This window comes from Oceanobacillus sp. Castelsardo, assembly GCF_001659985.1.
In the GTDB taxonomy this organism is placed as follows: domain Bacteria; phylum Bacillota; class Bacilli; order Bacillales; family Amphibacillaceae; genus Oceanobacillus.
The window spans coordinates 21,656-47,016 of the sequence record NZ_LYCS01000008.1; the positions used below are offsets into that span (position 1 = coordinate 21,656).

Annotated in this window: 27 protein-coding genes; 9 read left to right on the plus strand and 18 right to left on the minus strand. The window is 35.1% G+C overall.

The window, feature by feature from the left end; all coding sequences use genetic code 11:
- Positions 1-30: 30 nt before the first annotated feature.
- Both A9178_RS13485 and A9178_RS19190 read right to left on the minus strand, forming a co-directional pair.
- The gene (locus A9178_RS13485) at positions 31-717 is read right to left on the minus strand and encodes an alpha/beta hydrolase (protein ID WP_068676145.1); all 687 of its coding nucleotides are present in this window, start codon (positions 715-717) and stop codon (positions 31-33) included.
- A gap of 146 nt (positions 718-863) precedes the next feature.
- Entirely contained in the window at positions 864-1,220 is a 357-nt protein-coding gene (locus A9178_RS19190) for a YppG family protein (protein WP_197482197.1), read from the minus strand.
- Between A9178_RS19190 and A9178_RS19195 the strand changes: the two genes are divergently transcribed.
- Positions 1,208-1,435 (plus strand): hypothetical protein, encoded by a 228-nt coding sequence (locus tag A9178_RS19195; protein ID WP_197482198.1) that lies wholly within the window; start codon positions 1,208-1,210, stop codon positions 1,433-1,435. The two genes, A9178_RS19190 and A9178_RS19195, sit on opposite strands and share 13 nt — an antisense overlap.
- A 175-nt stretch (positions 1,436-1,610) precedes the next feature.
- On the opposite strand, the gene A9178_RS13500 is transcribed toward A9178_RS19195, so the two are convergent.
- From A9178_RS13500 to A9178_RS13520, 5 genes are all read right to left on the minus strand, one after another.
- A complete protein-coding gene (locus A9178_RS13500) occupies positions 1,611-2,219 on the minus strand; it encodes a PepSY domain-containing protein (protein WP_068676151.1) in 609 nt (202 codons plus the stop codon).
- A 100-nt stretch (positions 2,220-2,319) separates the two neighbouring features.
- A complete protein-coding gene (locus A9178_RS13505; protein ID WP_068676365.1) occupies positions 2,320-3,672 on the minus strand; it encodes a sensor histidine kinase in 1,353 nt (450 codons plus the stop codon).
- Positions 3,673-3,677: 5 nt separating this feature from the next.
- On the minus strand, positions 3,678-4,361 hold the full coding sequence (locus A9178_RS13510) for a response regulator transcription factor (protein WP_068676153.1): 684 nt from the start codon (positions 4,359-4,361) through the stop codon (positions 3,678-3,680).
- A gap of 64 nt (positions 4,362-4,425) precedes the next feature.
- Positions 4,426-4,746 carry a thioredoxin family protein gene (locus tag A9178_RS13515; RefSeq protein ID WP_068676155.1) on the minus strand — a complete coding sequence of 107 codons (321 nt, stop codon included), beginning with the start codon at positions 4,744-4,746 and terminating at the stop codon, positions 4,426-4,428.
- A gap of 22 nt (positions 4,747-4,768) precedes the next feature.
- Positions 4,769-5,581, minus strand: coding sequence for a DUF368 domain-containing protein (locus A9178_RS13520; protein ID WP_068676157.1), 813 nt, complete (start codon positions 5,579-5,581; stop codon positions 4,769-4,771).
- Between the two features lie 167 nt (positions 5,582-5,748).
- Here A9178_RS13520 and A9178_RS13525 point away from each other — a divergent pair, with 167 nt between their 5' ends.
- Together A9178_RS13525 and A9178_RS13530 are read left to right on the plus strand one after the other, a co-directional pair.
- Positions 5,749-6,078: a PadR family transcriptional regulator gene (locus A9178_RS13525; RefSeq protein WP_068676159.1), complete on the plus strand. Its 330-nt coding sequence runs from the start codon at positions 5,749-5,751 to the stop codon at positions 6,076-6,078.
- Position 6,079: 1 nt separating this feature from the next.
- Positions 6,080-6,769 (plus strand): DUF1129 family protein, encoded by a 690-nt coding sequence (locus A9178_RS13530; RefSeq protein ID WP_068676161.1) that lies wholly within the window; start codon positions 6,080-6,082, stop codon positions 6,767-6,769.
- Between the two features lie 25 nt (positions 6,770-6,794).
- Here the strand turns inward: A9178_RS13530 and A9178_RS13535 are convergent, their stop codons facing one another.
- Positions 6,795-7,940: a CapA family protein gene (locus A9178_RS13535; RefSeq protein WP_068676163.1), complete on the minus strand. Its 1,146-nt coding sequence runs from the start codon at positions 7,938-7,940 to the stop codon at positions 6,795-6,797.
- A 165-nt stretch (positions 7,941-8,105) separates the two neighbouring features.
- Here A9178_RS13535 and A9178_RS19200 point away from each other — a divergent pair, with 165 nt between their 5' ends.
- A complete protein-coding gene (locus A9178_RS19200) occupies positions 8,106-8,267 on the plus strand; it encodes a hypothetical protein (protein ID WP_197482199.1) in 162 nt (53 codons plus the stop codon).
- A 107-nt stretch (positions 8,268-8,374) separates the two neighbouring features.
- Positions 8,375-9,268, plus strand: a complete 894-nt coding sequence (locus A9178_RS13540) for a dimethylarginine dimethylaminohydrolase family protein (RefSeq protein ID WP_082918200.1) — start codon at positions 8,375-8,377, stop codon at positions 9,266-9,268.
- Positions 9,269-9,303: 35 nt separating this feature from the next.
- On the opposite strand, the gene typA is transcribed toward A9178_RS13540, so the two are convergent.
- The 3 genes from typA to A9178_RS13555 all read right to left on the minus strand — a co-directional run bounded on the left by typA (position 9,304) and on the right by A9178_RS13555 (position 13,427).
- Positions 9,304-11,127: a translational GTPase TypA gene (typA, locus tag A9178_RS13545; protein WP_068676165.1), complete on the minus strand. Its 1,824-nt coding sequence runs from the start codon at positions 11,125-11,127 to the stop codon at positions 9,304-9,306.
- 279 nt (positions 11,128-11,406) lie between these two features.
- Entirely contained in the window at positions 11,407-12,738 is a 1,332-nt protein-coding gene (locus A9178_RS13550) for a sensor histidine kinase (protein WP_068676167.1), read from the minus strand.
- 2 nt (positions 12,739-12,740) lie between these two features.
- Positions 12,741-13,427 carry a response regulator transcription factor gene (locus A9178_RS13555; protein ID WP_068676369.1) on the minus strand — a complete coding sequence of 229 codons (687 nt, stop codon included), beginning with the start codon at positions 13,425-13,427 and terminating at the stop codon, positions 12,741-12,743.
- Positions 13,428-13,623: 196 nt separating this feature from the next.
- Between A9178_RS13555 and A9178_RS13560 the strand changes: the two genes are divergently transcribed.
- A complete protein-coding gene (locus A9178_RS13560) occupies positions 13,624-14,997 on the plus strand; it encodes a S1C family serine protease (protein ID WP_068676169.1) in 1,374 nt (457 codons plus the stop codon).
- 560 nt (positions 14,998-15,557) lie between these two features.
- Here the strand turns inward: A9178_RS13560 and A9178_RS13565 are convergent.
- The gene (locus A9178_RS13565) at positions 15,558-16,238 is read right to left on the minus strand and encodes a TraR/DksA C4-type zinc finger protein (RefSeq protein WP_068676171.1); all 681 of its coding nucleotides are present in this window, start codon (positions 16,236-16,238) and stop codon (positions 15,558-15,560) included.
- A gap of 236 nt (positions 16,239-16,474) precedes the next feature.
- On the opposite strand from A9178_RS13565, the gene A9178_RS13570 reads away from it, so the two are divergent.
- The gene (locus tag A9178_RS13570) at positions 16,475-17,356 is read left to right on the plus strand and encodes an NAD(P)-dependent oxidoreductase (RefSeq protein WP_068676173.1); all 882 of its coding nucleotides are present in this window, start codon (positions 16,475-16,477) and stop codon (positions 17,354-17,356) included.
- A 29-nt stretch (positions 17,357-17,385) separates the two neighbouring features.
- Here A9178_RS13570 and A9178_RS13575 read toward each other — a convergent pair whose 3' ends face one another.
- The 3 genes from A9178_RS13575 to A9178_RS13585 form a co-directional block, all read right to left on the minus strand.
- Complete coding sequence (locus A9178_RS13575) at positions 17,386-17,688, minus strand: hypothetical protein (protein ID WP_068676175.1); 303 nt, start codon at positions 17,686-17,688, stop codon at positions 17,386-17,388.
- 77 nt (positions 17,689-17,765) lie between these two features.
- On the minus strand, positions 17,766-17,963 hold the full coding sequence (locus A9178_RS13580; RefSeq protein ID WP_047183640.1) for a cold shock domain-containing protein: 198 nt from the start codon (positions 17,961-17,963) through the stop codon (positions 17,766-17,768).
- Between the two features lie 234 nt (positions 17,964-18,197).
- Positions 18,198-21,035: a 2-oxoglutarate dehydrogenase E1 component gene (locus tag A9178_RS13585; RefSeq protein ID WP_068676177.1), complete on the minus strand. Its 2,838-nt coding sequence runs from the start codon at positions 21,033-21,035 to the stop codon at positions 18,198-18,200.
- A 334-nt stretch (positions 21,036-21,369) separates the two neighbouring features.
- Between A9178_RS13585 and trhO the strand changes: the two genes are divergently transcribed.
- A complete protein-coding gene (trhO, locus tag A9178_RS13590; RefSeq protein ID WP_068676179.1) occupies positions 21,370-22,347 on the plus strand; it encodes an oxygen-dependent tRNA uridine(34) hydroxylase TrhO in 978 nt (325 codons plus the stop codon).
- A gap of 94 nt (positions 22,348-22,441) precedes the next feature.
- Complete coding sequence (locus tag A9178_RS13595; RefSeq protein WP_068676181.1) at positions 22,442-22,918, plus strand: glutathione peroxidase; 477 nt, start codon at positions 22,442-22,444, stop codon at positions 22,916-22,918.
- Between the two features lie 140 nt (positions 22,919-23,058).
- Here the strand turns inward: A9178_RS13595 and A9178_RS13600 are convergent, their stop codons facing one another.
- Genes A9178_RS13600 through A9178_RS13610 form a run of 3 tightly spaced genes read right to left on the minus strand, consistent with a single transcriptional unit; the run spans position 23,059 to position 25,248 of the window.
- Complete coding sequence (locus A9178_RS13600; protein WP_068676183.1) at positions 23,059-23,781, minus strand: amino acid ABC transporter ATP-binding protein; 723 nt, start codon at positions 23,779-23,781, stop codon at positions 23,059-23,061.
- Positions 23,774-24,433, minus strand: coding sequence for an amino acid ABC transporter permease (locus tag A9178_RS13605; protein ID WP_068676185.1), 660 nt, complete (start codon positions 24,431-24,433; stop codon positions 23,774-23,776). The genes A9178_RS13600 and A9178_RS13605 overlap by 8 nt, the downstream gene beginning before the upstream one ends.
- A gap of 29 nt (positions 24,434-24,462) precedes the next feature.
- Complete coding sequence (locus tag A9178_RS13610) at positions 24,463-25,248, minus strand: transporter substrate-binding domain-containing protein (RefSeq protein ID WP_068676187.1); 786 nt, start codon at positions 25,246-25,248, stop codon at positions 24,463-24,465.
- Positions 25,249-25,361: the final 113 nt, after the last annotated feature.

Below are 25,361 nucleotides of genomic sequence, written 5' to 3' on the forward strand. Positions count from 1 at the left end.
AAGAAATCGGTTTATTATCCGATTTCTTTTTTATTTCATTAAAAATTCATATACCATTTGGTTTAACGTATCTTTATCCTCACCTAAACAAATTAAATGCTTGGAACGTTCAAATAATACAAGCTTTTTCTCCTCCGAACTTAATTCTTTATCAAGATTATAGAGTGTTTTAAATGGAACCATTCCATCTTGCCTACCCTGTGCGATTAGCACCGGAGCCTTTACATCATGTAAATATGGTTTGGTGAACCTTACTAATTTCATAAATTCAATATTTGCTTTTATCGGTACCGTTCCAAATTTATTTTTATAATGCGCATAAAGCTTATTCTCATCTAAAGTACCCTTTACACTATCCTCAACAACTTCACCAATATCATGCGCAATTTGTTTAAATGATAAGTATTTTCTTGCTGGTGCAAGTAGTACAAGTTTCTCTATTGAATATTTTGCTGCCAAATAAGCTGCAATCATTCCCCCCATAGAAAAACCAATTAAGTATATTTTTTTATACCTTTCAGTCATTTTTTGTAAAACTTCTTCCGCCTCATCAATCCATTCTTTATATGTTGTGTCCTTCAAATCCAACTCGCTACCATGACCAGGAAGTGTAGGAACTTCTATATGCCAATCGGTATTGTCTGTTAAAAAGTCAACTAATGGATTTACTTCATACGGTCCACCAGTAAACCCATGGATAACTAAGCAACCTATCATATGGATTCTCCTCATCCAAATTAGCTTTTATTCTAATGTACTTAGAATAACACGAGACTAGCGTAATTATTCATTATATAACTTCCCCCTTTCTAATGTTTCATGAACGTCGGTGAAAAAAAGAGGCTGACTTTTATTCAATTGTATCAGCCTCCCGCTCTAAAGTTTTTCATAAAGGAACTAAATTGCTGAAATATCGGGGCTACTTGATGATACGTATGTGCTAACTGACCAACCGTACCAAGAACTTTATCAAAATCTAATTGACCATTTTCTTTTTGAAATTGTGACATTATATTCGGGGGCATCCCAGGTTGCTGTTGAAATTGATTCGGCTCAAACGCGGCATTATTCGGCCAATTCATTGGTTGTTCCGGCTTTTGAAAATATTCATAAGGTGTTTGATTAGAATGATCATTCATCGGTTGTTGTTTCATTGAGAATGATTGTGGATGATTCACTTCTTGTTGTTGATTCGGTGGAAACGACGGTGAAGGATTCACCTCTTGTTGCTGACTCGGTAGAAACGACGGTGAAGGATTCATCTCTTGCTGTTGATTCGGCGAAAATGATTGTGAATAATTCATTCCCTGTTGCTGATTTAATGGAAACAACTGTGAAGGATTCAGTTCCTGTTGTTGAAATGGTTGCGAAAACGGATAATTCATTGGGTTGGATGAACGATAATACGGTCCGTCAAAGTGGGGATGAAAGTTAGTTCCATAATACATAATGACACCTCTTTTTCTTTCTGACCTATAAATAAATTATGCATATAAGCTCAAAAGTGTGTAATACAGGTGTTTACACACTTTTAGATTTAAATAAAAAGGGTTTTCACATAGTTTGTTGCTAATTCCAAACGCAGCCCGAATACACTTATTTAGATTCAACTAATCCTCATCCGTCTCAATTTTTATCATAATGATTTTCCCCGTATAAGCGTCAATCTCTATATCCGCTTCCTTATTTCCTTCTTCCATTTGAACTTCATAAATTAAACGATCATCGTCTTCATCTAGCTCCATTTCTGTTATTTTACCGGAAAAGTTATTTAGAGCTATATTTTTCGCTTCTTCTAAACTAATAACAGTTTGTTTAGAAGTATTCTTTTCCCTTTGCTTATTGTCATCATGATGCTCGTTATTTGTATCCTCATTACTTTTCTCCGTTATTTCTAATTTTTCAACTTTACTGTCAGTATTATTCTTTTTAGAAAGAACGGTCTCTTCTAGCTTTAGAACATCTCCTGTGTTCCCATCAATTTTAATATCGTATTCTTTTCCATCTAATTCAATTTCCGCTTCATAAATGGCTTTTTTTCCTTTTTTTTCTAATTCTAACTCCTTAATATTCCCTGGATACTGTTCCGTTATTCGTTTACGTACATCATCGTGAGTTAGGTTTGGATCTGCATTCACTACACCTGACTGACTAAATGCAAATCCAATCACCGTTGCTACGGCCATCGCCCCAATGGCAGCTAATACTTTCTTTTTCATAATTGCCTCCTTAAGATTTGTTACGTTTAGTTTATACGTACATCATGAAAAGACAATGTGATCATTATTAGAATTCGATGAGAAATATAAGCAGCGAATTCTATAAAGATTTTAAAGTTAACATAAAGGTTGAGCCTTCCCCTAATTTACTTTCAACAGATATATCACCGTTATGTGCTTCTACAATAGATTTAGCAATGGATAGGCCAAGACCTGTTCCTCCGGTATCTCTACTTCTCGCTTTATCTACCCGGTAAAAGCGGTCAAATATTCTAGATTGATCTTCCTCTTTCATTCCATTTCCGAAATCAGTAACTTCAAGGATTACTTTATCATCTATTTTTTTCATGTTTACTTCAATGTTATCTTCACTATATTTAAACGCATTATCAATCAATATATATACTACTTGTTCTAACTGATCTCTGTTCCCTTTAACAAATAAGTTAGTCGTTTCTTTAATAAAATTAATTTTTCTATCATAAGCATGATGAAATGTGTTGATGGTTTCGTCAAGCAAACCACTAAAATTAACTTTTTCTAATCGTTTGGTTTCTTGATTCTTAGCCATGGCTAGCATTTGCTCCACCAACTTCTTCATACGATCCGCTTCAGAATCTATTGCTTCAATCGATTCCTTAAACAAATCCGGATTCAAACTTCCCCTTCTTTCTAATAGTTGAGCATAGCTTTTAATAATTTGTATTGGGGTTTTTAATTCATGAGAAGCATCGGATACGAACATTTCTTGTTTCTCATAACTAATTTTCAAATGCTCAATCATCTCATTAAATGTCATTTCCATCTCGTACATTTCATCATGGGATTTAGTACGAACATCGATTTTCTCCCATTCATTTTGCTTTATATTCTTTTTCATCGTTTGAATAAGGTTTTGAATCGGTCTTAGTAAGAATCCACTTAAAACGGAGCTACCTAATATAACTGGTAAGAGTACAACAATAGATAAAATAGCAAGTACAAATAGTAAAGTTCGTAACGTCTCATGTAAAGACAATAATTGATTCGAAACTTGAACCGTTACAATTTCACCTTTATATTCACCGACAGCCCATATCATTGGTTTTTCAATAACGACAATATCCGCGACACCTTTTTGAGAATAGATGTTTTTCGATTCGGCATTGGTGAATTTCCAAGGTAAGGTCAAATAATCATTTGACCTTGTTTGTTCGATTATTGGCACATCACTATCTAAAATAACCCGAATCAATCCATTTGCCGGTAAATATGCTTTCATTAACTCTCCCGGGTCAACATTCGGATTGGCATATAAAGCCTCCATCATATCATTTGTTACTATTTCTAATTCCTCTAATTCTGTATCGGTACTCATTTTATAAAAGGAAAAATAAATGGCTGTATTCACTAATAAAATTAATACAAACATAAACAAACTAGAAAAAACCTGAATTTTTGTTCTCAGTTTCATGATTTTCATTCCTTAATGGTATATCCAACTCCTCTAACAGTTTGAATATACGATATGTCATAGCCTTTATCGATTTTTTGCCTTAAATAACGAATATAAACATCGACAACATTCGTTTCCCCATAATAGTCATAACCCCATACTTGTTCAATTAATTGATCTCGTGTTAGAACAATATTTTTATTTTTTAGTAAGTACACAAGTAAATCAAATTCTCTAGGTGTTAGTTCAATATTTTTCTCACTTCGTTTAACTTCTCTACTTTGTAGGTTAACCACCAAATCACCTATCGTTAACTTATTACCTGTTTCCTTTTTCACTTTCGGTTTTCTTAAATGCACTCGAATTCTTGCTAATAATTCTTCTATTTGGAAAGGCTTAGTTATGTAATCATTCGCCCCAAGGTCAAGTCCACTTACTTTATCATGCACTTCATCTCTAGCGGTTAATAAAATAATGGGTGTTTCATCATCTGTTCTTCGGATCCGGCGTAACACTTCAAGTCCACTTAATTCTGGAATCATAATATCTAATAACACTAAGTCCCATTCATTTGCTTCCATAAGAAGAAGGGCATCTTTGCCATTGTTTGCAACCTCTGTTTCATAGTTTTCATATTCCAATTCCAACTGTAAAGCTCTACTTATTTTCTGTTCATCTTCAACAATTAAAATTTTAGCCTGGCTCATCTTGCTCACCTTCTTTTCATCTGCTAAAAAGACGATCATTCTACTTGAACGATCGTCTTTTCGCTTAACCTAGTTGTTGGTGTAAAAATTCTGTTACAGATTCCGGTGTTTTAGTATAGGCACTATGTTGATGCGCTAATTTTTCACCATTTTGGAAGATTAAAATGCTTGGTATGCCCATTACTTCATATTCCTGAGCAACACCTTCAATTTCATCCGTATTTACTTCATACCATTTATAATTATTGAATTCCTCTAGAATTCCTCCAATAAACATATCCATACGTTTACAATCCGGACACCAGTTAGCAAAGAATTTCACAATTACTGGTTCTGAACTTTGAATGACTTCATTAAATTTTTCTTTTGTTTGAATATATTCCATTTGATTACACTCCTTGATCAGTTTACTTATATTCTACTCTACCAAGTATATAAGCAACAAACAAACCGACTGCAAAAGTTAAAATACTTAACAATACTAGTGTTAAGTCTGAAGGGAAGCCGGGAAAAACAACAAAAATAGACCCGATTACTAATCCAATAATTATAGAAAAGGTTGCTGTATAATGATTTTCTAAAAAGTAATGGATAACTTTACTCATAACTAAAATTCCAAGCACAATTCCTACACCTGTTACTATAATGATATCGAATTTCAAATTACTTATTGCAGAAATGATTGTTGTATACATGCCTAGAAGCAAAAGCATAAAAGATCCGCTAATACCCGGAATAATCATCGCACCACTTGCAATAAAACCAGACACAAATAGGAAAATATAGGTCGTTCCCGTTACATTTTCAATCACCTCTCCCTCTACTGGGCTAAAAAATGCCATGGAACTAACGATAATAATACCAATCACTAATAATATATAATGCTTTACTTTGAAGGCCTTTTTCGCATCCGCTTTATGAAACAAGTACGGCAATACACCAAGAATCAAACCGAGAAAGAAAAATTTGGTTGGGCCGGGATAATGTTCAAATAACCATTCAATTACATTTGCTAAAAGGAAAATGGAGGTAAGTACCCCTATCCCTAAAGGAATTAAAAATCCTAAATGTTTCTTCCACTCTTTCCCAACAAAACCGTTTATTGCAGCAATTAATCGGTCATAAATACCAAGTAATACAGCGATTGTCCCTCCACTCACTCCAGGAATGACATCACTTGCTCCCATTATTAAACCACGGTAAATATTTTTCCATTCCATATATAAAGCTCCTTTTCATTATTAAAAACATCACTAACTTAAAATATCATAACAAAAATCCTTTAAAATGAATACGAAATATTTTATAATAAAATTATAGCTACTTTGTAATACAAGATAGCTTATTATTTCGACTAACTATATTGTTATACAAGGTAGGTGATTTTATGTCTAAGCGCAGTCAATTACTGAAAGGCGTCTTAGAAGGATGCATTCTATCCATTATTAAAATAACCCCAACTTATGGCTACGAATTATCAGTGAAGTTACAAGACTATGGTCTATCGAATGTAAGTGAGGGTTCTATTTACCCTATCTTACTCCGACTTCAAAAAGAAAAACTAATTGTTGGTGAAATGAAAGACTCTGATGCTGGACCAAAGAGAAAATATTATCGACTTACAGAAGATGGAGAAATATCACTACAGAATTTTATTAAACAATGGGAATCCATCAAAGAACCTGTACAATCCATCATTAACAAAGGGAGGGAATAACATGAATGCGAAAGATATTATTAAGTTAAATAATGAAAAAAGGGAACAATTAAGTGAGAGTAATAAAACGTATTATGAGGATATGTTAATGTACATTCGTCTAAATACAAATAAGTCTGAGCAACAAACAGAAGAAGTACTTCTTGAATTACTGGAACATTTGTTAGAGGCTGATAATAATGGACAAACGGCTAAAGACGTATTTGGAGAGGATTTGAAAGCTTATTGTAATGAATTAATATCAGAAATACCGGGAGAAAAGACTTCCAAAAATGTATCGTTCATTGCTTTTCTTATTCTTGATTTAATAGCTATTGTTTCCATATTTCAAGGTGTTGTAGGATATGGACTTTACCTTTTTGGCCTTGGTAGCAAATATTTTTCCTTCCCAATCGGATCCGGACTAGTAATTGTAATTATAGACTTGATCATACTAGCTATATGGATCATAGTTATACTAAAATGGTTAAAAAACTCTTCGTTTAAAGAGAAGAAACCGAAAAAATGGGTTGAGTTCCTGCAAATCTGGCTTATTTGTATGGCTTTTATTGGATTATCTGTAGGTGTCTTTATTGTAATGCCTGACTTTGGTAATACCGTAAATATTCATTTACTAGCTGTTGCCATCATTGGTGTCGTTCTTTATATCGTTAAAATTATCATTAACAACAAATACAGAATAACAAAGTAATGCTCATCAACCAGATGAGCATTTTCTACTTTTCAGGAAATTGAAGTTCCGGTAACCATTGTGACATATGAGACTTTATTGCTTTATATTGCCCATTTGAATCTTTAAGTTGATTGTCTGTTAATTGATACATTGGAACAACTTGATAGTCCGTCCAATCCGGGGTAAACGTAACATAAGTCGGAATAAATTTAGGAGCATGAACTTCTATGTTCACGTGATCTCCTTTTGTTTTTTTCAAAATAGTAAATTGTAGAATCCCACCAATTCGTTTATATAATCCTTGTTGATTCGATAAGAAATTTCCTAGTGAATAGGCAACTAACACTTTATTGCCATCTTTCCCAGTAACCCATTCCATTGGTTGCAGCACATGCGGATGATGGCCGATAACAGCATGAACACCTTGATCGGCAGCAAATTGAACAAGGTCTTTCTGTGTATCATTTGGATATCTTTCATATTCATTACCAAAATGTAAACTTAGAATAACAACATCAGCCTTATTCTTAGCTAGTTCTATTTCATTACCTATTTGCTCTTTGTTAATGATGTTTACTAAAAAGTCTTTTCCCTCAGGAATTGGTATCCCATTCGTACCATACGTGTATGATAAAAACGCAACAGAAACCCCTTCTTCTGTTTTATAAACTCGAAGATTTTCTCGATCCCTTTCATCCTTATAAGATCCCGTATACATCATATCAATCGTTTCCCAATGTTCAATAGCACGTTGAATCGCCTTTTCCCCACGATCTAGTGTATGGTTATTTGCTATTGTCACTACATCTACCCCTATTTCCTTTAACGCGTCACCGACTTCTTGTGGACTGTTAAAAGAAGGGTAGCTAGATAATCCTATTTCTTCCCCGCCAATCATTGTCTCTTGATTCGCAACCGTTATAGTAGAATCTTCTAAATACGGCCTCACTTTATCAAACATTGGCACAAAGTCGTATCCATTTTTTCCTTTTGCATCTTGATAAACAGGACTATGAATGAGTATATCCCCGATTGAAGAAATCGTTATTTCCTCGGTATATTCTTTTGGTTGCAATGTTACTTCCCTTAGTGAAGCATTTTTACTTATGAGGGTGGTGTCATTTAATGGTGCACACGCAAATAAAATACTACAAAACATAAGAAGAACGGGTGCAAATTTTCGTTTCATTACGAACCCCCCTTTTTTCCTTATCGCATTTTTTGACAAAAAACGTCAAAATCCCCTATCATTATAATGCTTAACACATTGTTTTGATATACAATATGTTTATATAACATTTTTTTTCGTAAAGAATATAAAATATATAGTGAAGGTTTTAAGGAGGGAAAAATAGTGAAACGCTATCTTACTTTCATTCTTATTTTGCTTAGCATCGTGTTTATTATAATTGGAATTAGTGTAGACCTATATTGGAGTGGGATGGTAGGTTGGGGATTAGCTTTTATTTCCCTTGTTTTCGCTGTATATTTCACAAAATATATACCTAATGATTAGAAAACTAAGGCAGGATAAGAATGTATCTTTCTTATCTGCTAAAAAAGGAAAGTAAATTAGAGTCCGAGTAATCCGTCGTTTCAATATAATGATTGGGAGGAAACGAAATGGAAAATTCAACAATGGACCAAAGTTTCCGTATTAGTTGCTTTAATGAGTACGATAGATTAAAGCAAGTTATTGTAGTTCCACCTAATTTTATGAAAATAACTGATGTGATTAATATTACGCAACGGCATTATGTTCAGGATAATATAAATAGCGATATCGCCGTGCAGCAACACCATCACTTTGTTGAGACTTTAAAGAAGGAAGGAATCCACGTCATTCCTTTCGAAGCGAAAAAAGAATTAAATGAACAAGTTTTCACTCGAGATATCGGCTTTACGATTGGAAATGACTTTTTTATTGCTGCATTAAACAAAGACTTGAGGAAACCTGAAGGAAAAGTATTAAAAAAATGGCTTAAGGAAAAAAACATTCCATTTTACCAAATCCACATAAATTCTATAGAAGGTGGGGATATATTAGTAGATAACAACAAGGTATGGGTCGGAGTAAGCAATCGAACCACACTTCCAGCTATCCACTACTTACAGACAAAACTCTCGAACTTCCACGTAATTCCTGTCCCTATCCGTAAAGATATTCTTCATTTGGATTGTGCATTTAATATCATTAGTCATGATACAGCAATTATTTTCAAACCTGGGATTAGCGATACATCCCTTAAAGATTTACAAAACCATTATCATCTAATTGAAGTTACAGAAGAGGAACAATTTAGTTTAGGACCAAATGTTCTTTCCATAGGTAATAAAAAACTAATTAGTATTTCTTCAAACAAACGTTTGAACAAGAAATTAAGTAGTTGTGGATTTGATGTTATGGAAGTAGAATTTTCTGAAATCATTAAATCAGGTGGCTCATTCCGATGTTGCACCTTACCAATCGTCCGTGAAGCCAACAAGGATTTAGTTAAACCATATTTGAACACATAATAAAAAGTCAGCTAGAATTCTAGCTGACTTTTTACTTATTTACTTCGTTTTGCTGCTTTTTCACGCTCATTTTTATTTAGAATCATTTTTCGTAAACGAATGGATTCAGGAGTAACTTCACAATATTCATCTTCATTTAAATATTGAAGAGCCTCTTCTAAAGACATTTGTCGAGTTTTACGAATGGTAGCTGTTTGGTCTTTTGTTGCTGAACGAACGTTAGTTAAGTGTTTTTCTTTCGTAATATTAACTGTTAAATCATTTTCACGATTATGTTCTCCAACAATCATCCCTGCATAAACCTCTGTACCAGGGCTAACAAAAATGACCCCACGATCTTCTAGTTGCATAATCCCATAAGTGGATGCTTTTCCGTTTTCTAAAGCAACTAGTACACCTTCACGGCGACCACCAACTTGTCCTTTAATTACAGGTTCATACGCTTCAAATGTATGGTTTAAAATCCCGTAACCATGTGTTTGAGACATGAATTCTGTTGAGTATCCTAATAGTCCACGAGATGGAACTTTAAACTCTAAACGAACTTGTCCATTACCATGGTTCACCATATCAAGCATTTCACCTTTTCGTGCACCTAGTGATTCCATTACAGCACCAGTATATTCTTCAGGTACATCTACTTGTACACGTTCTACTGGTTCACAAGGAACACCATCAATTTCCTTAATGATAACTTTAGGTTTAGAAAGTTGTAATTCATAACCTTCACGTCTCATATTTTCAATTAATATAGATAAGTGAAGTTCTCCACGTCCAGAAACAGTCCATGCATCTGGTGATTCTGTTGGGTCTACTCGTAAACTTACGTCCGTTTCCAATTGTTTTAATAAACGTTCTTCAATTTTTCTAGATGTAATAAATTTACCTTCACGGCCCGCAAAAGGACTATTGTTTACTAAGAATGTCATTTGTAATGTTGGTTCATCAATTCGAAGCCATGGTAATGCTTCTGGATGATCTTGGGAACAAACTGTTTCCCCAACATTAATATCTTCCAAACCAGAAATAGCTACAATATCTCCTGCTTTTGCTTCTTCAATTTCAATACGTTTCAATCCAAGGAAGCCAAATAATTTGGAAACGCGGAAATTCTTCTGTGTGCCATCCTGTTTCATGACAACTACTTGTTGCCCAACTTTAATGGTTCCACGGACAATTCGGCCTACCCCAATTCGACCTACATAGTCGTTATAATCAAGAAGTGTAATTTGAAATTGTAACGCTTCTTCACTTGTATCAACTGGTGCAGGAATATGTTCTAAAATAGTTGTAAATAACGGATCCATCGTTTCCTTTTGGTCATCTGGTTCTAACCCAGAAGTTCCATTTAATGCGGACGCATAAACAACTGGAAACTCTAATTGATCATCATCTGCTCCAAGTTCGATGAATAAATCAAGAACTTCATCAATAACTTCTGTAGGTCTTGCATTCGGACGATCTATTTTATTTAAAACAACAATTGGTGTTAATTTTTGCTCTAATGCTTTCTTTAGCACAAATCTTGTTTGCGGCATGGTACCTTCATAGGAATCTACTACTAAGGCTACACCATCCACCATTTTCATAATTCGTTCTACTTCTCCACCAAAATCGGCATGTCCTGGTGTGTCTAAAATATTAATAGTTGTATCATGATATTTTACTGCTGTATTTTTAGCTAGGATCGTAATTCCACGTTCACGTTCTATATCACCAGAATCCATCATCCGTTCATCGATATGTTCGTTTTCTCGGAATGTTCCGGAGTATTTCAATAATTGGTCGACAAGTGTCGTTTTCCCATGGTCTACGTGGGCAATAATAGCTATATTTCGAATATCTTCTCTTAACTGCATAAAAGTACACTCCCTTATTAGAAAACTTGACACACGCCAAGCTTTTGGGCGGATGCCTTAGCTACACGATGCAGATCTTTACGGAGGGTTTTATACTTTCCCATCTGCAAAAGTGAAACTTCACTGAAGTGGTTCCACTTCAGTGTTAGTACTTATCTAAAATTATCTGGTTGCTCCATAGTTAGGAACTTCCAGTCATTCATACGAAAAAAGTTTCATGAAAACTAGACAATTATACCACATAATATTCTTTAATGGTTTATCTTTTTAAAAAAATATCTATTTCGGAAAGGTTATTGTGAATTTGGCACCACCTATATCTGATTTACCAGCAACAATCTTCCCATTTGAATGTTCAATAATCGTATGCGCTATCGCTAATCCAAGGCCCGTTTCACCATCTTTTCCTTTTACAAACCGATGAAAAATATGTGAAGCAAACTCCTCAGGAATTCCTGGCCCATCATCTTCTATTGCAATAATAGTACCCCAATCTTTTCTCGTGGCGCTAATCGTCACCTGAGATTCTGTATGGCGAATACCGTTAAAAACGATATTTAATAAGGCTCTCAACAATTTTTCCTCATCCGCATATATTTGTATATTATTTTCTACTTGATGACTTAAAGTTATTCCTTTTTCATTTACTAATGGTAAGGCTCGATCTATAACCTGACCAACTATATCTTCTACTTTTATGTTAGTTGGTTCATAGGAAGTTAATTCCGTATCGAGCTTCGCAAGTAGAATCATTTCATTTATAATTCCTTTTAACCGGTGAACCTCAGAAACCATAACCTCAAGCCCTTTGTCTGTTCCCGCTTCATCAAAGATACCATCTTTAATCCCTTCAGCATATCCTTGAATGGTCATTAACGGCGTTTTCAATTCATGACTGGCATTTTGAAAAAAGATTTGTTGGGAATTAATATACCGCTCCAATTCATTCGCCATTTCATAAACACTTTCGGCTACTTCCTTAATTTCTCCTGTCGCTTTTATATGTTTGATATCGTCAAACTGCCGCTTCTCTATTTTCTTTAATTGCCTTTTTAATTGGGTTAATGGCGTTACTAATTTTTTCGTGAAATAATGTGCTAAAATCGATGCAACGAATAATCCAACAAGAAAGACAAGAAATAACCTTACAAAAAAGCTTTTCTGAACTACTTGCAAATCACTTACAGGGGTTAGGAGAATCATCTCTAGTCCTGTATTTCTCGATAAGATCAAAATTCTAGAAGTAACAAATTTCTCATTTCCTAAATCCCAAATAGCTTCACTGTAATCCGAAATATTATTTTTATTATGAAAGCCTTCAATCACTTTATTTGGCATCGTTGAAAAAAGTACTCTATTAAGACTTCTATCGTATAAAATCATTTGTAATTCTTGCTCATCTAAAACACTATAAAATTGTTCAATACTGTCCCGAGTATGGTATTGTTCATTCAAAATTTCAACTAACAATTCTCCTGTTTGTTCCAATTGGCGTTGTTCGTCCTGTATTAAGACATTCAATATTAAGGAGTAAATAACATACCAAACAACTGCCATAATCACTAACAGTAAAGAGGTAAAAGCAATACTAAGCTGCGTTTGTAATCTCATGTCTATTCCTCTTCTTTTCGCATTCTATATCCATATCCCCATACGGTTTCAATAGGGATATCTTTGAACTTTTTACGAATGCGTTTAATTAAATCATCAACCGCGCGGTCACTTCCAAAGTAGTCATTCCCCCATATTTTCATTAATAAATCTTCTCTTGAAAAGGCACGATTTATATTTTCAGCCAAATAATACAGCATATCAAACTCTTTTGTTGTTACTTCATATTCTGTCCCATGCCAAAATACTCTTCTATCACTTTTAAAAATAACAAGTTCATCTATATTCAATCGGTCCCCTTCCATCAATACCGGTTGATGGGAGACACTCGTTCTTTTAAACAAACGTTTTACTCGCGCAACAAGCTCTCTAGGGCTAAAAGGCTTTGTTAAATAATCATCCCCACCTAATTCTAACCCTAAAATTTTATCAATTTCATCATCCTTTGCGGAAATGATAATGATAGGAACTTCACTTTCACCTCTTATTTTTTTGCACAATTCATATCCATCCATACCTGGTAACATAATATCTAAAATCCACATATCTGGTGGATTTTGTTCCCAAATTACCATCGCTTCCTCTGCTGAATTTAAGATTTCCACTTGATATCCTTCTTTTCTTAAATAAGCCGAAACAATATTTTGGATGTTGGTATCATCTTCAACTAATCCTATTGAATAATTCATTTTTTCACCTTTTCCTAAAAAGCCGATTATTTTCATCTACTTATATTCTTACATAATTATAAGAATGTTGACAATGAACATACATGTTTGTTTTACACATTTGTGCCACATTTATACCTTATCCCCTCCACTGGAAGTGTCTATACTTAGGATATATAATATATATTAAATAAAAAAGTTAAGGGAAGTGATTTTCATGAATGATAATGATCATCGTTATTCTCAAGGTCCCGACTTTAATCATCAGGAAAATAAAGATAGTTCCGTGGACATGCCAGAAAATAAGGACGTAGTAGAAGAACACAACTATGTTAGTCCGCCATCTCAATCATCTTATGATGAATCGAATATAGTAAATGAACGCCGTTATCATACTGTTGGAAATAAGGTACCACCATATCCACAAAACACGAAAAAACAAGGGAAACCATGGCTAACCGCTATTTTCGGAGGGATTGTTGGCGGTATCTTATCCGCTGTTCTAGTCACTATTTTATTTACTAATGGTGTCATAGAAACAGAAAACATCTCTAATTCAGAAAAGGCAGAAGCTGTTCAAGTGGATGGAACACCTATGATTGAAAAACTTGCTGCAGAAGATGCAAATGTATCAACCAATATACAAGAAGTATCTGAGGCAGTAGTCGGAGTGGTAAACCTACAACAACAAAGCATCTGGACTGGCAGTGAAGAAGCTGGAACTGGTTCAGGAATCATTTATAAAAAGGAAGACGGAAAAGCTTATGTTGTAACGAATCAACACGTTGTGGATGGCGCAGAACAAGTAGAGGTAGTTTTAAATGAAGAAGAACGAGTTCAAGCAAAAGTCCTTGGTGAAGATGCTTTAACAGATTTAGCTGTACTGGAAATCGAAGGACAAAATATAAATACAATCGCGGATATTACATCTTCAGAAGATTTAATTGTTGGCGAAACTGTATTAGCAATTGGAAACCCTCTAGGATTAGAATTTGCTAACTCGGTTACTAAAGGAATTGTTAGCGGATTGAATCGATCAGTTACAGTGGATACAAATTCAGACGGCCAACCGGATTGGGTAACTGAGGTTATACAAACAGATGCTGCTATCAACCCAGGCAATAGCGGAGGGGCATTAGTAAATGCAGATGGTCAGGTTATTGGTATTAACTCAATGAAAATAGCCCAAAGTTCAGTAGAGGGAATTGGCTTTGCTATTCCAGCAAGTACCGCCCTACCAATCATGGAACAATTGGAAAAAGAAGGGGAAATCACAAGACCACAAATCGGTATTTCTACCGTCTCTCTACTCCAAGTTCCACCACAATATCGTTACGAAATTAACCTTCCAGATGAGATAGAGGGAGGAATGGTTATCGCAAACATTCAACCTAATTCACCGGCAGACCGTGCAGGCTTAAAACAATTTGATGTCATAACTAAAATTGATGGAAATGAAGTAACCTCTGTATTGGAATTAAGGAAATATTTATATTCCAAAACAACAGTCGGAGACAATATTGAACTAGAATATGTTCGTAACGGTGAATTTCTTAAGACTAACTTAAAATTAGAAGAAATGGTCAAATGAGGAAGCACCTTAACTGGGAAAAATTGAATAAGTAATGTAGACAGCATACTAAATCGAACGTTGATTGGTATGCTTTTTATTTGGTATTATAATCAACTATCGAAAAAAGATAGGAAAAGTCAGGCGATGAAGGATATTAAAGCGGTGAGCGGCCGAACAATTATTTCATCGCATTCAGGCACTCATCTCCCTTATGAGTTGTGGTTTAATTGATTTGCCTCCTTGCTCCGGCACTCATTGCCCTTATGAGTTGCGGTTTGATTGATTTTCCTCCCTGCTCCGGCACTCATTGCCCTTATGAGTTGCGATTTAATTGATTTTCCCTCCTTACTTCGGCACTCATTGCCCTTATGAGTTGCGGTTTGATTGATTTTCCCTTCTTACTCCGGCACTCATTGCCCTTATGAGTTGCGGAATGGCAACCATTTCCCTCCATTCAGACACTCATCTCCCCGTTTTTACAGGTAAGCAACGCACAAACTGCGTCTAATCTTTTATATCAAAAAAAAGCTTGGATAGCTATCCAAGCTTTTTATTCTGTACTTACTAAGACAAAAGGATTAAAATTCCTGAGCTTCTTCATCGTCTTCATACTTTTTATGATTCGGTGTAACCCCAGTAAAGTTCCCATCAATATCAGCTGCTACAAAGTTTTCATAATCCTCTACAAAACCAACGTTTTCATCACTGTTCGGGTACATATCATCATAATTGTCAATGTCCGTATAAAAGTCAGAATAGGTTTCACTTGTACCATAACGACTGACATCCTGCCATGAGTCTTCCGCGTCGTACCCTACTTGTTCTTCATCCGTTATTTCATTAGGATTTATATTGGGTGAAAAAACTTCTTCCTCCATTGTTCTAGGATGGTCAAAAATTTGGCTTTTCGCATGCTTCACACAGCGATCGGTAGTCGGCATCGCTAACAATCGTTCATAAGGGATGTCTTCTCCACATGCAGTACAAATACCATATGTTCCTTCCTCTATTGCATGTAGTGCCTCATTAATATCTTGTAATTCCTTTTCGGTATGTTCATTTAAAGCTAAATCTTTCCCTCTTTCGAAAAGTTCGGTTCCGTGCTCGCCAGGATGATTATCATAACTAGATAGTTCCCCAATTGATTCCTTGATCATTTCAAGGTTTTTTCCATAATGGTCTTGTATATGATAAATTAACTCATTTTGTCTTTGAACTAAAATATTTTTACACTTAGATATTTGATCATATGAGATCATTATAATCAGCCTCCATGAAATTGGTATGTGTGGCTAAAATGATTCCTATCTATACTATGTGTAACTCAGATAGATTGATTCTAAATCGACACTCCCAATTGATGTAAATATCCCCAATCACATCCTTGAGAAAAAATGTCAACCATATTTAGTTTCTTAACTTTAAGAATGTTTGTTATAAGTTACCAAACGCGATAAAATTAAATAGAGAGAAAATAAAGGGGAGAGTGGAAATAATGGTAAATAAAAATACGATTATAGGCTTTGTCGGTACTGGAGTTATGGGGAAAAGTATGGCTTCCAATTTGCAAAAAGCTGGATATTCCATCCATGTTTATACAAGGACAAAGGCTAAAGCGGATGACCTAGTGAAAAACGGAGCTGAATGGAAAGCTACTGTTCAAGAATTAGCAAATGATTCAGACGTCATTATAACGATGGTCGGTTATCCTTCCGATGTGGAAGAAATATACTTCGGTTCTGACGGAATTTTAGAAAATGCTAAACAAGGGTCTTTTGTCATTGACATGACCACTTCAAAGCCTTCATTAGCAGTAAAAATATACGAAAAGGCAAAAGAAAAAAACATCCATGCTCTTGATGCTCCAGTTTCCGGAGGAGATATTGGCGCAAAAAATGGAACTCTTGCTATTATGATTGGCGGAGAACAGAAAGCTTATGAATCACTTTTACCAATTTTTCAAGTAATGGGAGAAAATATCATACTGCAAGGAGAAGCTGGGGCAGGTCAATACACGAAGCTCGTTAATCAAATTGCCATCGCTTCTAATATGATAGGTGTATCTGAAGCAATCGCTTTCGCTCGAAAGGCCGGTTTGAAACCAGAAAAAGTCCTTGATAGTATTTCAACTGGTGCTGCAGCTAGTTACTCTCTTTCAAAACTTGCACCAAGAATGTTAAATGATGATTTTGCACCTGGATTTTATATAAAACATTTTATTAAAGATATGACAATTGCTTTAGAATCTGCCAAAGAACTTGGATTATCCACCCCTGGTTTAGAATTGTCCTTAAATTTATATAAGGAATTGGCTGAAAAAGGGGAAGAAGATAGTGGAACACAAGCATTAATTAAATTATTTGAACAATACGCATAAAGTATTCTAAAAAATAGAGAAACCGAGTCCTATTCCCTCTCGCGTTTCTCTATTTCTTTTTGCACGATAAAAGCCAAATCATCATTTCCAAAAAGTTGAAGCGCTTGAATTACCATTTGATCTTCAATTTTTTCCGATTCATTTTTAGGTACAGTGTTTTCCAAAACCTCTAACAATATTTTGTTTTGTATCTGATTTGGATATGCTTCTTCATACAATTGTTCTGGTTTCAAATCATGATTGATACACCATTGTGCAAAAACTAAAATCATCATTTTCTCGTTTTCTTGATAGTTTTCTATAATTTGTCTATCTTTATCTTCCTTATTCAACAATCCTTCACCTCATTTAGTCAGCAGTCCATCAAAAAAGGTTTATCTCCTAAATGAGATAAACCTTTTAAAATCAATTATATACGAGTAACGTTAGCTGCTTGTGGTCCGCGGTTACCTTCAACGATTTCAAATTCAACATCTTGACCTTCTTCAAGAGTTTTGAAACCTTCAGCTTGGATTGCTGAGAAATGTACGAATACATCGTCTCCATCTTCGCGTTCGATGAAACCGAAACCTTTTTCTGCGTTAAACCATTTTACTTTACCAGTCATGTGAATGACCTCCTTATAACTTTTTGCTGCAAAGTAATTGAATCAAAAATACTTTTACAGCTCCTTAGTAGGAGGTCGTAAAGTATTGCTCCAATTTCCTTTTGCTTCTTTAACTTTAACCTTTTCTAATACAAAATGCAAGCGTTAAGGGTATTTTCCCCCAAAAACTTTCATTTTTATTTTAAAATTCCATATTTTCTAATTTAAATCTTATACAATTTACTACTTACACTATTATCCGATTTTTCTAACGTTCATTTTCTGCTTAACAGTTTTAGTAATAGCCTGGTGAATAATTCTAAATTGCTCTTCTTTATGAACTAATGGATCTCCTTCAGAAGGACTTGCCATATCAGGTCTACCATTATACCTTACTGTAACACCCTTAGGTGCAATTTCTTGTAAATGTGGCGCGATGTAAGTCCACGCCCCCATATTTTTCGGTTCTTCCTGAGTCCAAATGATCTCCTCTAAATTTTTATATTTACTTAAAACTTCACTAATTTTTCTTTCTGGGAACGGATAGAGTTCTTCCACCCTAATCATATCAAGCCAATCATAGGCATCTTTATCTTCGGTCATATAATCCGATAATTCTACAGCCAATCTACCAGTTGATAACACAATTCTTTTTACATGTTCGGGATTTCCCCCTAGGCCTGACTCTTTTATTATTGGTTCAAAACCGCCTTCTGTTAAATCCTCTAGAAAAACCCCTGCTGATGCATTTCTCAATAAACTCTTAGGCGACATGATAACTAACGGTCTGACATCGTTGGTGTTTAATAGTGCTGCCTGTCTTCTAAGGAGGTGGAAGTAGTTACCAGAGTTAGACAAATTAGCAACAGTCCAATTGTTTTCAGCGGCTAATTGTAAAAACCTTTCTAATCTTGCACTAGAATGTTCAGGACCTTGCCCCTCATAACCATGAGGTAGTAGCATAACTAATCCTGATTTTTGTCCCCATTTTTCTCTTCCAGAAGAAATAAATTGGTCAAATATCACTTGCGCTCCGTTTGCAAAATCACCAAACTGCGCTTCCCATAAAACAAGAGTCTCTTTTGCAAATACATTATATCCATATTCGTAACCTAATATAGCTGCCTCCGAAAGAGTACTATTATGAATGGCAAAAGAAGCATTCGCTGAACTCAACTGATGGAGAGGACTGTATTTCTTCCCTGTTTTTTCATCACTTAATACAATATTACGGTGTGAAAAAGTTCCTCGTTCAGAATCTTGCCCGGTTAAGCGGATTGGAGTACCATCTTTTAATATCGATGCAAATGCTAGGGTTTCTGCATGACCCCAATCCACCTTCCTATTATTTTCAAAAGCAACTTTACGGCGACTTAATATTTTCTTTAACTTTCCAAAGACATTAAATCCTTCAGGCCATTCTAGTAAAGCATTATTCATATCTAAGAGCGTTTCCTTATCAACCGACGTATCTATTTCAGCTAGCTCACTCTTATATAATTCATGTCTTTCTTGAGTAGTACGGATTGGTTCTTTTTCTTGATTTATATTGTTATATGCTTGCTGTAACTTCTTCTGTACTATACTCTCCATTTCGTCGATCTTATCATTCGTTAACGTACGCTCATTTATAAGTTTTTCTTTATATATAGCTGTGATTGTTTGGTGTTTGTCAACTAACTTATAGATAAGTGGACTTGTAGAACGAGGTTCGTCCATTTCATTATGTCCAAGTCTTCTATAACCGATTAAGTTAATAAGCACATCCTGATGAAATGTTTGGCGATATTCAAAAGCCAATTGAACTGCTTTTAAGCAAGCCTCTGGATCATCTGCGTTAACATGAACAATAGGAACATTAAAACCCTTCACAATGTCGCTTGGGTGTTTCGTTGAACGATCATCCTCAGGTTCCGTCGTAAAACCAATACAGTTATTCGCGATAATATGGATGGTTCCACCAGTACTATACGCTTTTGTATTCGCATAATTAAGTATCTCAGTGACTACGCCTTGTCCAGTAAAGGCAGCATCCCCATGAACTAATACAGCAACGGCTTTAGAAAAGTCTTGTTGTGGATAGCCTTTTTCATTTCGTATTTCTTGCGCTGCTCTTGTAGACCCTTCTATTACTGTACCAGCAATTTCTAAGTGACTTGGATTGTTTGCTAAAGAAACGTTAATCTCCTTATTTCCAATCTGTTTTTTCTTCGTTGCACCAAGATGATATTTCACATCCCCAGTAGCTCCCTCGAGCATTTCTAAAGTTGAATCTTCATTTTCCCATTTTGAGTGTTGAAACTGAGAGAAAATTGCTTCATAGGGCTTTTCAAGAACATGTGTTAAAACATTCAATCTTCCGCGGTGCGCCATGGAAATTAATACATTTTCAATATTATCTTTGGCGGAAAGGTTAATAATCTCGTTCATTACCGGAACCAATGATTCCAATCCTTCTACTGAAAACCTTTTTTGACCAACAAATGTTTTCCCTAGGAATTCCTCAAATCCCTCAGCTAATAACAGACTATGGAATAACTCTTCTTTCCGAGCAGTTGTGATACCCTTGGAAGCATCATTAGTTTCTATTTTATTTCGTAACCAATCTTTTTCTTTTATGTCCATATGATCTACTTCAAAACCAATGGTTGATGTGTAAATTTGTTTTAAATAGTTCATTGCCTCAAGGCCATTTTTTACATTTTTATCTTTACAAATAAATTCAGCAGGTATTTCTTTTAAATCCTCTTCTGTTAAATGGTAAGTTGTTAAGTCAAGTAATTCATTGGATGGTTGTTTTTCTAAAGGAAAAATATCCGCTTCCAAATGACCGTACACTCTAATATTTTCCGCTAATGTGATCGCAGAGACTAATTTCCTCATTCTATTTAAAAGAACATTCATAGAAATATGATCAGATGTTTCTTCTACATTTTTATTTATCGTTTCAGGATTTCCCCAAACGTCAAACAGTTCTTTAAAACTTTTATCCACTAAATTAGGATCCTTAGAATATAAATCATATTGTTCTATTAGGTAACCGAGATTAGGACCCTTCACATCTGCCCACGGATTCGCCCCATTGTTGTTCATTTTCCTACACTCCTAAGTCATGTATATTATTATAATAATTACCGTATTACGATTCCCATTTTTTGCAACGGTTAATCAGCCCATTTGTTAATTTTAAAAAACTAATCCTCATTTTACTGTAAGCACTTACACAGTCTATATCTCTATCATATTACAAAACGATTCATAATTAAAGAGACAAAGTTCAGATTTTTATCGTTATGTGAACTATTCCCGTATCATATGGAAATCATAATTAAAACATGCTATAATACTTTGTTGCAAGATAATAATTGAATCGGCTACCATAAACATTTGTATCTTGCAAATATAAATGGAATAGGTGGTAAATGAAATGGAAAACAAGGATTACAGAATATTATTATACTATCATTACGTAGACATTGAAGATCCTGAGGTCTTTGCTCAAGAGCATCTTCAATTTTGTAAGGAAATTGGATTAAAAGGAAGAATCCTCGTAGCTACAGAAGGTATTAATGGTACAGTTTCTGGAACAATTGAAGCTACTAACCAATATATGGAAACAATGCGTAACAATGAATTATTCAAAGATATCATATTTAAAGTAGATGAACATGATGGGCATGCTTTTAAAAAAATGCATGTACGCCCACGTAAAGAACTAGTAACCCTTCGTTTACCCGAAGAAGAGAATCCCAATCCACAAGAATTAACAGGTGAGTATTTATCTCCAAAAGAATGGTACGAGGCAATACAACGTGAAGACACTGTTGTTGTAGATACGCGAAATGATTATGAATATGATTTAGGTCATTTTAGAGGAGCGATTCGTCCTGATGTAAAAACATTCCGTGAAACGCCGGAATGGATACGCAAAAACAGACATTTACTAGAAGGCAAAAAAGTCCTAATGTATTGTACTGGTGGAATTCGTTGCGAAAAATTCACTGGTTGGATGATTAAAGAGGGATTTGAAGACGTAGCTCAATTGCATGGCGGAATTGTAACTTATGGTAAAGACCCAGAAGTACAAGGCGAACTATGGGATGGTAAATGCTATGTGTTTGATGAGCGAATTTCAGTAGACATCAATCATAAAGAACATGTTATTGTTGCAGAAGACTACTTCGATGGACAACCATGCGAGCGTTATGTGAATTGCGCTAACCCTGAATGTAATAAACAAATAATCTGCTCGGAAGAAAACGAGCATAAATATATGAGAGGTTGTACACATGAATGCCGTGTTCACCCGCGCAACCTATATATTCAAGAACACAATCTAACCACTGAAGAAGTTCAAGCTCGACTTGAAGTTCTTGGTGAAACATTAGAAAGACAAGAAGCATAATATCACTAGTAGGGTCTGATTCATTTGAATCGGACCTTCTTTTTTGTACACAAAAATGAAAAGATGCTATTCTACTCTTAGGAGGAGATTTTATATGAGTATATATAAATTTTCAGCTAAAACAATAGATGGTGAAGTAAAGTCACTTCAAGATTATCAAAACAAAGTTGTCCTCATCGTAAATACCGCAAGCGAATGTGGTTTCACACCACAATTAAAAAGTTTACAAAGGCTTTATGAAAAATACGAAAGTAGCGGATTTGAAGTTTTGGGATTTCCTTGTAACCAATTCGGAAATCAAGATCCTGGAACAAATAATGAAATATCTTCATTTTGTCAGAAAAACTTTGGTGTAAGCTTTCCAATGTTTAGCAAAGTAAACGTTAATGGAGAAAATGCACATCCATTGTTTCAATACCTTGCACAAGAAGGTAAAGGGCTTTTCTCCGATAAAATTAAATGGAATTTCACAAAATTCCTTATAAATCAGGATGGAAATGTCATTAAGCGGTATGCCCCACAGACAAAACCACAAAATATAGAAAACGACATAAAAAAGTTACTAGAATAACATCCACATGCAGCAAATTTATAACCTGAACGAAAATAAAAAGAGCTGCTTAAAAGATCAAGATTATGACCTTAGGCAGCTCTTCATTCATAAAGTTAACCGATCCATGAGTCCAAAGCGATGAAGACATCCCTCACATCTTATAGAACTTTATCCAAGAAGTCTCTTGCTCGTTCTGTTTTTGGTTGATTAAAGAAAGCCTTTGGTTCTCCCTCTTCTAACAGGATGCCATCATCTAAAAACATTACCTTATCAGCAACCTCTTTTGCAAAGTTCATTTCATGCGTAACAATTACCATAGTCATCCCTGTACCTGCTAAATCCTTCATGACATCTAATACTTCTTTAACCATTTCGGGATCAAGTGCAGAAGTTGGCTCGTCAAACAACATAATTTCCGGTTCCATAGCAAGTGCACGCGCGATTGCTACACGTTGTTTTTGTCCACCAGAAAGTCGATTTGGATAAGCACTTTCTTTATCTGTTAACCCGACTTTAGCAAGTAACTCTTTTGCAATCTTTTGGGCCTCCACCTTAGACAGACCCTTCACCTTTTGTGGAGCATATGTAACGTTATCCAATACTGTCATATGCGGGAATAAGTGGAAATGTTGAAATACCATACCAATGTTCTTTCTTATGGCTAATTTATCTACTTTTTTATCCGTAATCTTTTTATCATTTATATAAATTTCTCCCGAGGTTGGTTCCTCTAATAAATTCAAACATCTTAAAAAAGTGGATTTACCTGACCCTGAAGGTCCAATAACAGCCACTACTTCTCCTTGATTGATAGAAGCAGTAATGTTTTTCAATACCGTATTATTTCCAAATACCTTTTTTATTTCTTTTGTCTTAATCACTATGTCTTAACCTCCGTTCTACAGCCTGACCAATCTTTGTTAATATAAATACCATAACCCAATAAATGGCCCCAGCCAATAATAACGGTTCAAAGTTTCTGTATATATCTGCACCCACAATTTGGGCACGACGCATTAAATCTAAATAACCTATAGTAGATACTATAGCAGATTCTTTTGTTAACGTGATGAATTCATTTAATAATGCCGGCAAAATATTTTTAATTGCTTGTGGCAAAATAATGTTTAACATCATCGGTCTGTACGGTATTCCCAATGCTTCGGCCGCTTCCATTTGACCTTTATCAACAGCCATAATTCCTGCACGAATAATCTCTGATACATATGCTGCTGAATTTAATCCGAATGTTAAAACAGCGGATAAAAATATCGGAATATCATAACCTGTTAATTGTGGAATAGCATAGTAGATAATCATCAATTGCAGAATAAGCGGGGTCCCACGAAATATGGATGTATATGCATTCGCTACCCATTTCAACAATGAAACTCCAGAGATTTTGCAAAGAGCTAGAAGCGTTCCTAATACTAAACCAATGATAATGGAAAATATAACAAATTCTAATGTTGCCCATATTCCCTTTAAAATAAAGGGAATATAAGGCACGATTTGGCTAAAGTCCAAATTCATGCCCTGTCACCTCATTTCCTCTCCGATGTTTATTCTTGCTCCGTTAGTTCCCATTCCTCTTGTAATTCAGCAACCGTACCGTTATCAATCAATTTTTCCAATGCTACGTTAATTTCCTCTGTAAGTTCACTTCCTTTAGGAAATGCAATTCCCATTCCTGGTGAACTTGTTGTAGGATCATCAAAACCCTCTAGTCCCTGCTCTGCGATAAAGCCTTCTGCAACAGTTTTATCCATATATCCTACATCAATACGATTGGAATTTAGTTCTTGTATTAATAATGCTGCCTTATCTACTTTTTTCACTTCAAAACCATATTTACTACTTAGTTCATCCGCACCCTCTTCTTGAATGGTGCCTAATTGAACTCCAACGGTAAGGCCCTCAAGGTCTTCTAAACTATCAATCTTAGCATCTTTCTTTGTGACAAACATTTCACCCGAACGATGATATTCGATGGAGAAATCAACATTTTCTCTACGTTCTTCTGTGGCACTCATACCAGCCATTACCATATCCACACGGCCGGATTGCAATGCTCCAATTAATCCATCAAAACTCATATCTCGAATTTCTAATTCATACCCTAATTCATCTGCAATAGCCTGTGCTATGTCTATATCAAATCCAATAAAGTTATCTTCTGTATCACGTGTTTCAAATGGTGGGAAATCAGCAGAGGTAGCCATTTTTAATACCTTTCCATCTCCACTTTCCTCTTTTGCTTTATCTCCGCTTGGTTCCCCTGCCCCACATGCAACTAACATTCCTACAGCAAATGCCATTATTATAAATTTCAAAAATGTTGTTTTCATATAACTTTCCCCTCTTCATATGTAGTGTTAACTTCAACGCTCGTCCTAAGTCGTGACGAGTTTTAGTTAAAATCCCCTTCTATCAGAATATCATTTATTCCGTCTTTTTTGAA